Source organism: Streptomyces nanshensis, assembly GCF_001751255.1.
In the GTDB taxonomy this organism is placed as follows: Bacteria; Actinomycetota; Actinomycetes; order Streptomycetales; family Streptomycetaceae; genus Streptomyces; species Streptomyces nanshensis_A.
In genome coordinates this window covers 1-11816 of sequence record NZ_LJGW01000716.1, presented here as the reverse complement: position 1 = coordinate 11816, position 11816 = coordinate 1, and the positions used below count along the sequence as shown (strand labels likewise).

Annotated in this window: 12 protein-coding genes; 5 read left to right on the top strand and 7 right to left on the bottom strand. The window is 72.5% G+C overall.

Going from position 1 to position 11816, the window contains the following annotated elements; genetic code table 11:
• Positions 1 to 51: 51 nt before the first annotated feature.
• From AN218_RS32935 to allB, 3 genes are all read right to left on the bottom strand, one after another.
• Positions 52 to 480, bottom strand: a complete 429-nt coding sequence (locus AN218_RS32935; RefSeq protein WP_070020693.1) for a guanyl-specific ribonuclease — start codon at positions 478 to 480, stop codon at positions 52 to 54.
• 62 nt (positions 481 to 542) lie between these two features.
• A complete protein-coding gene (gene alc, locus AN218_RS32930) occupies positions 543 to 1706 on the bottom strand; it encodes an allantoicase (protein ID WP_070020692.1) in 1164 nt (387 codons plus the stop codon).
• A gap of 148 nt (positions 1707 to 1854) precedes the next feature.
• The gene (allB, locus tag AN218_RS32925) at positions 1855 to 3249 is read right to left on the bottom strand and encodes an allantoinase AllB (RefSeq protein ID WP_070020691.1); all 1395 of its coding nucleotides are present in this window, start codon (positions 3247 to 3249) and stop codon (positions 1855 to 1857) included.
• Between the two features lie 259 nt (positions 3250 to 3508).
• Between allB and AN218_RS32920 the strand changes: the two genes are divergently transcribed.
• Positions 3509 to 4378 (top strand): IclR family transcriptional regulator, encoded by an 870-nt coding sequence (locus tag AN218_RS32920; RefSeq protein ID WP_070020690.1) that lies wholly within the window; start codon positions 3509 to 3511, stop codon positions 4376 to 4378.
• A 65-nt stretch (positions 4379 to 4443) separates the two neighbouring features.
• On the opposite strand, the gene AN218_RS32915 is transcribed toward AN218_RS32920, so the two are convergent.
• A complete protein-coding gene (locus AN218_RS32915) occupies positions 4444 to 5031 on the bottom strand; it encodes a cellulose binding domain-containing protein (RefSeq protein ID WP_070020689.1) in 588 nt (195 codons plus the stop codon).
• A gap of 461 nt (positions 5032 to 5492) precedes the next feature.
• Positions 5493 to 5792 (bottom strand): DUF5955 family protein, encoded by a 300-nt coding sequence (locus tag AN218_RS32910; protein WP_338059660.1) that lies wholly within the window; start codon positions 5790 to 5792, stop codon positions 5493 to 5495.
• A gap of 369 nt (positions 5793 to 6161) precedes the next feature.
• On the opposite strand from AN218_RS32910, the gene AN218_RS32905 reads away from it, so the two are divergent.
• From AN218_RS32905 to AN218_RS32890, 4 genes are all read left to right on the top strand, one after another.
• Positions 6162 to 6800 (top strand): nucleotidyltransferase family protein, encoded by a 639-nt coding sequence (locus AN218_RS32905; protein WP_070020687.1) that lies wholly within the window; start codon positions 6162 to 6164, stop codon positions 6798 to 6800.
• Between the two features lie 388 nt (positions 6801 to 7188).
• A complete protein-coding gene (aceB, locus tag AN218_RS32900) occupies positions 7189 to 8817 on the top strand; it encodes a malate synthase A (protein ID WP_070020686.1) in 1629 nt (542 codons plus the stop codon).
• A gap of 215 nt (positions 8818 to 9032) precedes the next feature.
• Entirely contained in the window at positions 9033 to 9521 is a 489-nt protein-coding gene (locus AN218_RS32895; RefSeq protein WP_070020685.1) for a hypothetical protein, read from the top strand.
• Positions 9522 to 9660: 139 nt separating this feature from the next.
• On the top strand, positions 9661 to 10152 hold the full coding sequence (locus AN218_RS32890; RefSeq protein WP_070020684.1) for a GNAT family N-acetyltransferase: 492 nt from the start codon (positions 9661 to 9663) through the stop codon (positions 10150 to 10152).
• On the opposite strand, the gene AN218_RS32885 is transcribed toward AN218_RS32890, so the two are convergent.
• Positions 10100 to 11005, bottom strand: a complete 906-nt coding sequence (locus AN218_RS32885) for a helix-turn-helix domain-containing protein (RefSeq protein WP_070020683.1) — start codon at positions 11003 to 11005, stop codon at positions 10100 to 10102. The genes AN218_RS32890 and AN218_RS32885 overlap by 53 nt on opposite strands.
• A 103-nt stretch (positions 11006 to 11108) precedes the next feature.
• Positions 11109 to 11816, bottom strand: a 708-nt coding sequence (locus AN218_RS32880; protein ID WP_244900903.1) for a putative glycolipid-binding domain-containing protein, incomplete at its 5' end; no start/stop codon positions are given.

Sequence of the window (11816 nt, the reverse complement as noted above, 5' to 3'; positions counted from 1 at the left end):
CGGCCCGCGCAGGGCCGGCCGGGCACCGCTCTGACGCAGCAGGTCAGCAGGTCAGCAGGTGAAGTCGACCTTGTCGAAGGACTCGTAGTGGTCCTCGGTGTAGTAGTCCTCCTGCTTCTCCTCACCGGTCACGATCCGCTTGGCGCCGCGGTCGTCGGAGCCGGGCGTCTCCACGGTGAACTCGTGGTAGTAGTCGGAGTCCTGGTCCGGGAGGATGCCCTCACGGTTCTCGAAGACGGTCCCGTCCTGCGGGTACGGGTAGGGGCCGCCCTTGTCGATGAGGTCGAGCGTCTCGTGCGCCTCCTTGGGAAGCTTCGACTCGCAGATCTTCCCGACGTCCGCGGGCGCGACGACCGCGGGCGCGGAGGCCTTCGGCGCGTCCGCGGTCGCCTGGGCGAGCGCGGCCGGACCGCCGACGAGAAGGCCGAGGGACAGGGCACTGATGGCGCTGATGCGCGCGATTCGTGGGGGGAATCTCATGCCTCCATGCTGACGCGCGTAGATGACATGTCAACGCCAAGTAAGGGATTTTTCCCGGACGTTCACTCTTCCGAGGCTCGCTTCCGGTGCCTTTCGGCCAGGTCACGGGCGCCTCGCTCGGTGAGCGATCCGTACAGGCGCAGCCGCGAAATGCCGCCGTCGGGGAAGACATCGAGCCGTACGTGGGTGACGGGCGGGGTGCCGGGCGGCAGCAGGAAGCGGTGCGGGCTGTCGGGCTGGAGCCGGATACGCGGGAGCAGTTCGCGCCACTCGCCCTCGGCGCCCTCGTCCGCGTTCCCGTTCCCGTTCCCGTCCGCTGGGGCGTCCCTGCCCCACAGCGCCGCCCAGCCCGCCGCGTTGCCCTTGAGGTACGCCGTGTCGATCTCCACGGCGCGCACCTCGGCCTGCGCGGTCAGCGCGTAGCGGATCCAGTCGTTGCCGGTGTCGCGGCGGCGGCGCGTCTCCCAGCCGTCGTCCATCTGCCGTGAACGGCCGGGCAGGATCGTGTTGCCGGGCGGCGAATAGAAGCGGTCGGAGGCGTCCTGGACGGTGCCGCCGTTCTCCAGCGCGACGAGGTCGAAGGTGCCCAGCGCCGTCAACCACTCGGGATCCGGGGCGACTTCGCCGTACACGCGCAGCCGCGCGACACCGCCGTCGGGGTGCTGGTTGAGGCGCAGATGCGTATAGCGCCGGGCGTCCTCGACGGTGAATCCGTTGGCGGCGTGCCCGCCCACCTCCGTCTCCGGGACGAGCACCGTCCACGCGGTGTCCTCCGCGAGCAGCTCCTCGGGCGAGGGCGTGCCCGGCAGACAGGCGGCCTCGACGGAGACGGCCCGCGGGTGGTTGCCGCGGAAGTGTGCGGTGTCGACGACGACTCCGCGTACGACGCCGGGCGCTCCGAGCCGTACGAGGGCCCAGTCGTGGTCGTCTCCGGCCGGGTGCGGGGCGGCGGCGCCGGTGCCGCGCCGGCGGCGGGTCTCCCAGCCGTCCATGATCTTGCCCTTGTGGCCGAAGCGTTCGGGGTCGAACTCGGCACGCGAGGGCTTGAGCAGGTTCTCGCGCTCGGCGAAGAACTCGTCGTTCGCGGCGATCACCGAGGCGCCCAGACGGCGGTCGGCCAGGTCCGGAAGGTGGGCGAAGGGGAGGTCGGCGGTGCGGTAGTCGGCGTACGGATCGCCGCCCGCGTACGGGTTCGCGGCGCCGGTGAAGCGCGGCGGGTGCGTCATGCGGTGCCTCTCGGTCGGCTCGATGGATCGGCTCGATGGATCGGAGCGGATCGGTGGACTGGATCGGTGCATGGGATCGGCAGGGTGTGCGGAATCGGATCGGTGTACGGGATCGGCTGGGGTCAACTGGTCTGCGCGGCCCGGCTGTTCAGCGGGGCGGCGCCGTTCGGTCCGGCTCCCCCGGCGGCTCGCTCCGTACGGTCCGCCCGTCCCGTTCGATCAGCCGTCCGGACTGCCGCAGCGGCCTGCCGTCCTCGGCGATCCGCTCGCCGCGCAGCCAGGTGCTCCGTACGACGCCGTGCAGCGTGCTGCCCGCGTACGCCGTGACCGGGTTGCGGTGGTGCAGCCCGGCCGGGTCGACGGTGAAGGTCCGCTCCGGGGCGAGGACCGCGAAGTCGGCGTCGTGGCCCGGCGCGACGGCTCCCTTGCGGCCGTCCAGTCCGGCGAGCCGTGCGGGTCCCGCGGACATCCAGCGCACGACGTCGTCGAGGGTGTGCCCGCGCTCGCGGGCCGCGGACCACACGGCGGGCAGCCCGAGTTGGAGCGAGGAGATGCCGCCCCAGGCCGTGCCGAAGTCGCCGTCCTTCAGATCCGCGGTGCAGGGCGAGTGGTCGGAGACGACGCAGTCGACGACGCCCTCGGCCAGGCCCTGCCACAGGGCGTCCTGGTTGGCGCGTTCGCGGATGGGCGGACAGCACTTGAACTCCGTCGCCCCGTCCGGGACTTCCTCCGCGCACAGCGTGAGGAAGTGCGGGCAGGTCTCGACGGTGAGCGCCACGCCCTCCCGCCGGGCGCGCGCGAGGGCGGGCAGCGCGTCGCAGGAGGAGAGATGCAGGACGTGGACGCGCGCGTCCAACTCGCGGGCCAGCGCGATGAGTCGGTCGATCGCGTCGTTCTCCGCGGCGCGCGGCCGGGAGGCGAGGAAGTCCGCGTAGGCGGGTCCGCCCCGCTGCGGTGCGGCGTCCAGATGCGCGGGGTCCTCGGCGTGGACGATGAGCAGCCCGCCGAACCCGGCGATCTCGGTGAGCGCCGACTTCAGTTCGTCCGGGCCGAGTCGGGGGAACTCCTCGACGCCGGACGGCGAGAGGAAGCACTTGAAGCCGAACACGCCCGCCTCGTGCAGCGGCCGCAGATCGGCCACGTTGTCCGGGACGGCGCCGCCCCAGAAGCCGGTGTCGACGTACACCTGGGGCCGCGCGCTCTGCTGCTTGGTCCGCAGATGGCCGACGGTGGTGGTCGGCGGCAGGGAGTTGAGCGGCATGTCGACGAGCGTGGTGATGCCGCCGGCCGCCGCGGCGCGGGTCGCGGTGGCGAAGCCCTCCCAGTGGCTGCGGCCCGGGTCGTTGACGTGGACGTGGGTGTCGACGAGGCCGGGGAGCACCGCGTCGTCGCCGGCGTCGACGAGCTGCGCGCCGGCGGGCACCGGAGCGTCGTGGGGACCCACCTCCGTGATCCGTCCGTCCGCGACGCCGACGGACGCGGCCCGCGTACCCTCGGGGGTGACGACGCGCGTGGAGCGCAGGACGAGTTGGACGCCGGTCACCGGACCACACCCCTTCGCTTTCAACAATCTGTTGAGGCTCGATCCTCCGGCCGGGCCGCTGCCCCGTCAAGACACAGTCCGTGGTGGGTTCCGTTAATTGGAAGTACCCTTCCGATATCCAGAATCTGCCGCGGATCTCCTCCCGCGATCGTTCCGGTCCCGGCTCGGGATTCTCCGGGGGTCCGCATGATCGACGACCGCGAGGCGGCCGGTCCGCGGCCGGTAGCATGCGCCCCATCCCGCAGGAAAGGAACGCGACGTGCCGTCGTCCGACCGTCCAGACCCCGCCGCCAGCGCACCCGCCCCCGCGAGCCCCTCCGGCGGCTCCGCGGGACAGTCCGGCGGCTCGGGCGGCGTCCAGTCCCTGGAGCGCGCCTTCGATCTGCTGGAGCGGATGGCCGACGCGGGCGGCGAGGTCGGACTGAGCGAACTGTCCGGCAGCAGCGGACTCCCGCTGCCGACGATCCACCGGCTGATGCGCACCCTCGTGGCCTGCGGCTATGTACGCCAGCACCCCAACAGGCGCTATGCGCTGGGCCCGCGCCTCATCCGGCTCGGCGAGAGCTCCTCCCGGCTGCTGGGCACCTGGGCGCGCCCGTATCTGGCGCGGCTGGTCGAGGAGACCGGTGAGACGGCCAACATGGCGCTGCTGGACGGCGACGAGGTCGTCTACGTCGCGCAGGTGCCCTCACGCCACTCGATGCGGATGTTCACGGAGGTCGGACGCCGTGTGCTGCCGCACTCCACGGGCGTCGGCAAGGCGCTGCTGGCCGATACCGCACCGGATCAGGTGCGCGCGCTGCTCGCCCGTACGGGGATGCCCGCGGCGACCGAGCGCACCATCACCACGCCGGACGGCTTTCTGGCCGCACTGGAGCACGTCCGCGAGGCGGGCTATGCGACGGACGACAACGAGCAGGAGCTGGGCGTGCGCTGCATCGCCGTCTCGGTGCCCGACTCCCCGACGGCGGCGGCGATTTCGATCTCCGGACCGGCCGGGCGGGTCACGGAGGCGGCGACGGAGAAGTTCGTCCCGCTGATGCACGAGGTCGCCGAGCAGCTCTCCAAGGCGCTCGCCAGCTCGGGCGCGAACGGCACGAACGGCACGAACGGCACGAACGGCGGCTGAACTCCCGCGCGGGCGTGGGGTGTTGACCGTACGAGCGGGGCTGTACGGCGCGACGGGGCCGCACGTCACAGGGTGCGGCAGGTCAGCCGCGGGGCGGGGCTGCCGGTTCCGGTGGCCCGGAGACCGAACGTCGTGGTGCCTCCCGGAGGAATCCGCATGCGGCCCTCGCGTCCGCGCACGGAGACCGAGGTCCCCGAGGCGCGGAAGGTCCCGTTCCAGCCGTCGACCAGGCGCCGGCCGTCCGCCCAACGCCAACTGACCTGCCAGCCGCGGACGGCCGTGGCCGTCGTGGCGGTGACCCGCACCGTGGCCCGGAAGTCCTCGCTCTGGGCGTCGACATGCCACGTCGCCGTACATCCGCAGTCCCCCGCTCCGCCGGAACCTCCGGGGGCCATGCCCATGCCGCCGCTCATGCCGGGACCGCTCATCCCGGGACTGCCCATGCCGGGGCCGCCCATTGCGCCGCCGTCCTGCGGTCCGTCCGGGGGCGTCACGCCGGAGCCCACGGCGGACGGCGGCAGCGGGAGCCGGGCGCCGGGCACGGGCCGGGACGTTGCGTCGGGACGCGCGAACGGCCAGGCGTCCACCGCGTGCAGCACCAGCGCCATGCTGCTCAGCGCCACCACCCCGGCGACGACCACGCCCACCGGCACGGCCCGCACTCCCCGCACCAGCACCGCAACGCAGCCGCTCAACCACCGCCGTGCGACGGCCCGTTGAGCACGCCGGGCCCGTTCGGTCCGTACGGGACGATCCGTCCGTACGTACCGGTGACCCCGCACGGCACGGTCACGGCGTACGCCACGGTGACCTCGGCGCGCACCGCGCGGGGACGGGTCGCGGGCAGGGAAAACGTCCAAGATCAGCAGCCCCTCTGCCGGCCGGCACGGAGAGGGCGACGCCCGTGGGGCGCAGGGCGGATGACGTGCCTCCGCTTGCCCTCACCGGGCCACGCTGACGCCGGGGGCACACCACGGCCACCGCTCGGGCCCGTGCGTCATCGGCACGTAAGGACTGGAACGATTCCCTGACGTCCCGCCGACACCACGACGGGACGGGACGGGCAGATCGGGCACGGCGGACAGGACGCCGGTGAACCGCCCTGCCGCCGGGCTCAGTTGAGCCTGCGGTACCCCGACGGCTCGCCGAAGAGCTCTATCGCGTTCCGCAGCCCGGAGAGCGGCTCCGAGAGCGCGCTCACCGAGCCCACGGCCGCGAGGATCTGGAGCAGCGAGTGGCGCAGCTCCTCGCACGTCGGGCCGCCCGCGGCGATCCGTGCGTCGAGCGCGGCCAGTTCGTCCTCGGCGGCGCGCCTGTCGCGCAACTGGGCGGGGTAGGCGTCCAGTTCGTCCCGGAGGCGGGACACGGCAGCGCTCAGTCCGGCGACGCGCGGGTCGCGCCCGCCGTCGACCACTGATATCCCACGCTGCCCCACAGCATCGCTTCGCACCACAGTTCTCCCCCACAGAGATGGCGCCGTGCGTCTGTCCCCCACAGGATCGAACGCCACCGGCCCGCCCAAGTAAACGACACTCTCTGCACATCGCGCCACACGGAGGGCGAAATTCGGGGCGTACGACGCCGAGTTCGCAACGCCTCACACCCCTCGTACCGAATCGTGCGTTATGGATGTACGTCACCGATGGCGCGCGCCGGGCCGCGAGACGGTAGGAAGGCGGACGGGGAACGACGGACGGCACACCACGACGCGGACGCGCAGCGCGGGACCGCAGGACAGAACACGGCACAGCACGGCGGCGAGCCCGCACGAGGAGAGGTCCGCATGACGACCGGACGGCACAGGGACGAGGCGGAGGCACCGGCCCCCGCGGTGGCCGGGCTGCTGCTCGCGGCCGGCGGCGGACGGCGACTGGGCGGGCGGCCCAAGGCGCTGCTGCCGCTGCGCGGGCGGCCGTTGGTGGAGCACGCCGTGCGCACGCTGCGCTCGGGCGGCTGCGAACGCGTGCACGTGGTGCTGGGCGCCGCCGCCGGACAGGTGCGGGCACGGGCCGAACTCTCGGGCTGCACCGTGCTGGACAACCCGTACTGGGAGTCGGGCATGGGCACGTCGCTGCGGCTCGGCCTGGACTCCCTGACCGGTACGGGCACGGACGCCGCGCTGGTGCTGCTCGTCGACCAGCCGGGCATCGGCGCGGGCGCGGTCGGCCGGGTGCGGGTGCTCGGGCGTTCGCCCGGCGTGCTGGCGGCCGCCGCCTACGGAGGGCGCCGCGGACATCCCGTGCTGTTCGGGGCGGACCACTGGCCGGGGATCGCGAAGAGCGCGGAGGGCGATCAGGGGGCGCGTGAGTATCTGCGCACACACGCGGACGAGATCGAGTTGGTCGAGTGCGGCGACATCGCCGACCCCGCGGACATCGACACCCCGCAGGACCTGGAACGGCTGCGGCGCACCGGCGCATGACGACGCGGGCGGAGCGCGCGACGTGAACGGAGCCGCGAACACGCCCCGGCCCGTACGGGTTTCGCACCGTACGGGCACGGAACCCAGCACCTCGTCCGCGCCGTGCGCGCCCTTCGTGCCGTCCGCCGCGTCCGCCCGTGACGGGACCCGACTGGCACCCGGGGTCAGCACACGGACCGATGGACGTGTCATAGGTCTCTCGACGTCAACAGACCCTTGATTGTTCCACCATAAGGAAACTAGTCTCCACTGTTCAGAAGGGTTCGGTGCTTCGCCCGCGGAGACCGGACCGCTGCCACGAGCGCCGCCCGCCCCGCGGCACTCCGTGCCGGTACCACGCGATCCGGTGGCGGCCACCGCACGCCGCCGCCTTAAGGAGTGACCCACCATGCCCGCAGGAGCGCCCTCCGCCGTCGAGATCGTCGCCGCGACTCCCGTGGAGCGTCAGGAGGAGGTGCTGACCGACGGGGCGCTGGACTTTCTGGCCGCCCTGCACCGCCGATTCACGCCGAGCCGTGACGAGTTGATGGCACAGCGCACGGAGCGGCGGGCGGAGATCGCCCGCACCTCGACGATCGGCTTCCTCCCCACCACCGCCGATGTCCGCGACGGCGACTGGACGGTGGCCGACTGTCCGCCGGCGCTGGAGGACCGCCGGGTGGAGATCACCGGCCCGACCGACCGCAAGATGACGATCAACGCGTGCAACTCCGGTGCGAAGGTCTGGCTCGCCGACTTCGAAGACGCCTCGGCACCCACCTGGGAGAACGTCGTCGGCGGCCAGCTCAATCTGATCGCCGCCTACGAGCGCACCATCGACTTCACCGACGAGTCCTCCGGCAAGTCCTACAAGCTGGGGCCCGCCGAGCAGATGCCCGCCGTCGTGATGCGTCCGCGCGGCTGGCACCTCGACGAGCGCCATCTGCGCGTGGACGGCGAGCAAGTGCCGGGCGCGCTCGTCGACTTCGGGCTCTACTTCTTCCACAACGCCCAGCGCCTCCTCGACATGGGCAAGGGCCCGTACTTCTATCTGCCGAAGCTGGAGTCGCACCTGGAGGCGCGGCTGTGGAACGAGATCTTCGTCTTCGCCCAGGACTACTGCGGCGTCCCGCAGGGCAGCGTCCGGGCCACCGTGCTGATCGAGACGATCACCGCGGCGTACGAGATGGAGGAGATCCTCTACGAACTGCGCGACCACGCCTCGGGGTTGAACGCCGGCCGCTGGGACTACCTCTTCTCCATCGTGAAGAACTTCCGTGACGCGGGCCCCTCGTTCGTCCTGCCCGACCGCAACGCGGTGACGATGACGGCACCGTTCATGCGCGCGTACACCGAACTGCTCGTACGCACCTGCCACAAGCGCGGCGCCCACGCCATCGGCGGCATGGCCGCCCAGATCCCCAACCGCCGCGACCCGGAGGCCAACGAGAAGGCGTTCGCCAAGGTGCGCGCCGACAAGGACCGCGAGGCCGCCGACGGCTTCGACGGCTCCTGGGTGGCCCACCCCGACCTGGTGCCCGTCGCGCAGGAGTCCTTCGACGCGGTGCTCGGCGACCGCCCGAACCAGAAGGACCGGCTGCGCGAGGACGTGGAGGTCACCGCCGAGGAGCTGATCGACGTCGCCTCGACGGACGCGGTGCCCACATACGCGGGGCTGCGCAACGCCGTTCAGGTCGGCACCCGTTACATCGAGGCGTGGCTGCGCGGCTCGGGCGCCGTCGCCATCTTCGGCCTCATGGAGGACGCGGCCACCGCCGAGATCTCGCGCTCGCAGATCTGGCAGTGGGTCAACGCCGGAGTGGTGCTGCGCGACGCCCCCGAGGGCGAGCTGCGCGTCACGCCGGAGCTGGTGCGCCGCGTCGCCGACGAGGATCTGACGGAACTGCGCACCGAGTTGGGCGACGAGACCTTCGAGGCCGGCGAGTGGCAGCGGGCGCACGAGCTTCTGCTGCGGGTCGCGCTGGATGAGAAGTACGAGCCGTTCCTGACCCTGCCGGCGTACGAACTGCTCGGCTGACGCGAGGAGTTGACGACCGTACGGGGACGGGCCCACGCGCCCGCCCCCGTACGGCTGTTACGGGCACGGCCGAAAGGGCTGGGACGCCCGCACGATCCTCCCTACCGTCACCTGTGCGGCCCGCCGAAGGGCCGGTCACGCGCCGCGGCTGTATGCCGCGCCGCGTGACCGGCCCGCACGGGCGGGCGGACACCGCATCTACCACGGGGGATCTCATGCCGTCTCGTCTCCGCTCTGTCCCGCCACGTCTGCGGCCGGCCTCGCGCCGGCGCGCATGGACCGAGGCGGCGCTCGCCGCGACACTGCTCGGCGTCGCCGTGACCGGCGCCGGAACCGTGCCCGCCCAGGCGGCGCAGGCCGGTGAAGGCACCACGGCCTCCTGGAAGTGCGACGGGGGCCGCGTCAACGTGCCGAGCAATCCCGACTACTACACGGCGTACTGCAAGAAGGGCGGCTCGTCGGTACGGGTCGACTTCTATCCCGACTCCGGCGACGAGAAGGAATACCTCTACGTGCGGGACGGCTTCGCCAACGGCCACAAGACGGTCGCGTATCTGAGCGTCAAGGGCGAGGGGACGGCGCGCTTCACGACCGGCGAGTACACCCGCAACTATCCGGAGGGCCGGGACGCCGCGCTCAAGGTCTGCACCTCGGGCTCCTCGAAGGCGGTCTGCTCCGACTGGGAGGACGGCGGCACCACCTGAGCCGGACCGGAGCGGAGCGGGGACCGCGGGCCGTACGGGAGCGTAAGGGGCCTACCGGGGAGCCGTGCGAGACTGCGCCCGCGGGCCGCAGCCGTCACGGCTCCCCGGGCCCGCCGCAGCCGGTCCGAGGAGCAGCACCATGAGCAGCCACGTGGCGGACGTCGCTCTGCGCCCGGCGACGTGGGAGGACTCCGCGTTCTGTCTGCGCGTCCACGAGGCCGCGATGGGCGCGTACGTCGCCGCCGTGCACGGCTGGGTCGACGCCGAGCAACGCGCGTACCACGAGCGGGTGTTCAGGCCGGGATCGTGGCAGGTCGTCACCGTCGGCGGCGCCGACGCGGGCAATCTCGTCGTCGAGGAGCATCCGGACCGGCTCTACCTGGCCCGGCTCGAACTCCACCCGGACCACCAGGGGCAGGGCGTCGGCGCCCGTGTGCTGCGTACGGTCACCGAGGCGGCGGCCGCAGGCGGCCGGGCGCTGTTCCTCGACGTCCTCACCGTCAACACACGGGCCCGCGCCTTCTACGAGCGGCACGGCTTCCGCGACGTCGCCCGGCACGGGCTGGGCGGCTTCAAGGTCACGATGCGCCACGTCGGATCTCCGCCCGCAGCGCCCGGCCCAGCCAGGTGAAGTCCTCGCTGCGGGAGGGTTGCTGGTCGTTCCCGCGGACGGCGTGGAGCAGTTCGCGGTAGCGCTCGGCTCCCGCCGCCAGCCCGACGTCGAGAGCCTCCAGGACCTCGGCACGGTCGGCGTCGCCGAACAGTCCGCTCAACACCCCCGCGGCGTCCGGGTCTTCGGGGCCCGTTCCGTCCTCGCGTGCCTCGCGTACCTCCTCCATCACATGCCGCGTGAACCAGATGTGTCCGCCGTGCGAGCCGGGGGCGCTCAGTTCGAGCATCCTGCGCATCCCGGCACGGAAGTCCGGGTCCCGTATCAGTTCGGCCAACTGGAGCCAGGCGTCGACCTGTTCGGGGGTGGGGTCGTCGGGCAGGTCGACCGGGGAGCGGCGCAGCCGCTCGCTCATGTCCGGGGCGCCCTCGACCCCGTCGGACACCTCCCGTATGAAGTCCTCGACGATGCGCCTGCGTTCGTCGACGGAGAGTCTCGCCAGCTTGTTCATCAGTGCCGTCTCCTCAGTGGTGGAGCCGCGTTCCGCGACGGTGGACAGGACGGCCCGGCTCAGCTTCAGCGCACGGATACGGGCGTCCAGAGCGGCGACATGGACGGAGGCGACCTCCGCGACCGTCGCCTCGCTCCGCAGGACCCGGCTCACCTCGTCCAGGCCGAACCCCAACTCCCGCAGTGTGCGGACCAGTTCGAGGCGTGCCACGGATCCGGCGCCGTAGAGCCGGTAGCCGCCGGCGGACCGTCCGTCGGGCGTGAGCACGCCGACGTCCGACCAGTGGCGGATGGTGCGTACGGAGACGCCGGTACGGTCGGCGAGCTGTCCGATGGTGAGGGATTCCGGGTGTGCGTCGCTCATGACCGGGAGTCTGGACCTTCCAGCCACCGGAGACTCAAGCCCGGAGCCGACGTGTCTTCCCCGGCACAGGATTCGGCGGCTCCTCGTGAGCCGATCCCGCCGCTCAGACGACGCGGATCGCGAGGCCCGGATAGTCGCGGAGCAGACCCGAACCGTCGTACGTGAGGCGGCACTCGACGCCGAAGCCGGGCGCGGCGTACGCGTAGCGCTGCGCGCCCGACGTGTCGCGGACGAGCGCGTAGCTCTGGTCGGCACGCTCCACGGTCAGATCCGCGGCGCGTACGTACGCGGCGGGCGCCGCGGCGCGGTCGCCGTCCGCGAGGCGGAGGCGGCGCACGGGAAGGGCGTTGGTCATCGCCGAGGATTCGAGGTCGATGTCGCGGCAGCCGTCGAGTTCGGGCGAGACCCTGCCGTCGATCTGCCAGTGTCCGGCGCCGTCGGTGACGATCGACGCGGTGCGGTGGCCGTCGGCGGAGCGGCCCGCGAGGTGCGCGCCGCGCGTGGCCCAGGCGGCGTCGAGTTCGAGTTCGTACTCGACGGACCAGGTGCGGCCGTCCTCGACGGCCGTGGTGCAGCCGTTGACGCGCCACCCGTCGGCGGAGGGCTGGAAGTAGACCACCTCGAAGCCCGTACGGGCCTTGATGTGCTGCCACGCGGCGGTCTTCGGCGGGTCACGGAAGTCCATGCGGGCGCCCTCCTCCTGGATCGCGAGGCACCCATCCTGCTCCCGCGCCCGCGGGCGGACCGAGGCGGCTCGCCGACCGCCGCCGCCACCGCGCCACCGCCACCGCGCCATCGCCGCCGCCCCCTG

Excerpts from the sequence above, each read along its gene's own strand:
- AN218_RS32935 (WP_070020693.1), bottom strand. The coding sequence starts at position 480 with ATGAGATTCCCCCCACGAATCGCGCGCATCAGCGCCATCAGTGCCCTG.
- alc (WP_070020692.1), bottom strand. The coding sequence starts at position 1,706 with ATGACGCACCCGCCGCGCTTCACCGGCGCCGCGAACCCGTACGCGGGC.
- AN218_RS32905 (WP_070020687.1), top strand. The coding sequence starts at position 6,162 with ATGACGACCGGACGGCACAGGGACGAGGCGGAGGCACCGGCCCCCGCG.
- aceB (WP_070020686.1), top strand. The coding sequence starts at position 7,189 with ATGCCCGCAGGAGCGCCCTCCGCCGTCGAGATCGTCGCCGCGACTCCC.
- AN218_RS32895 (WP_070020685.1), top strand. The coding sequence starts at position 9,033 with ATGCCGTCTCGTCTCCGCTCTGTCCCGCCACGTCTGCGGCCGGCCTCG.
- AN218_RS32890 (WP_070020684.1), top strand. The coding sequence starts at position 9,661 with ATGAGCAGCCACGTGGCGGACGTCGCTCTGCGCCCGGCGACGTGGGAG.
- AN218_RS32885 (WP_070020683.1), bottom strand. The coding sequence starts at position 11,005 with ATGAGCGACGCACACCCGGAATCCCTCACCATCGGACAGCTCGCCGAC.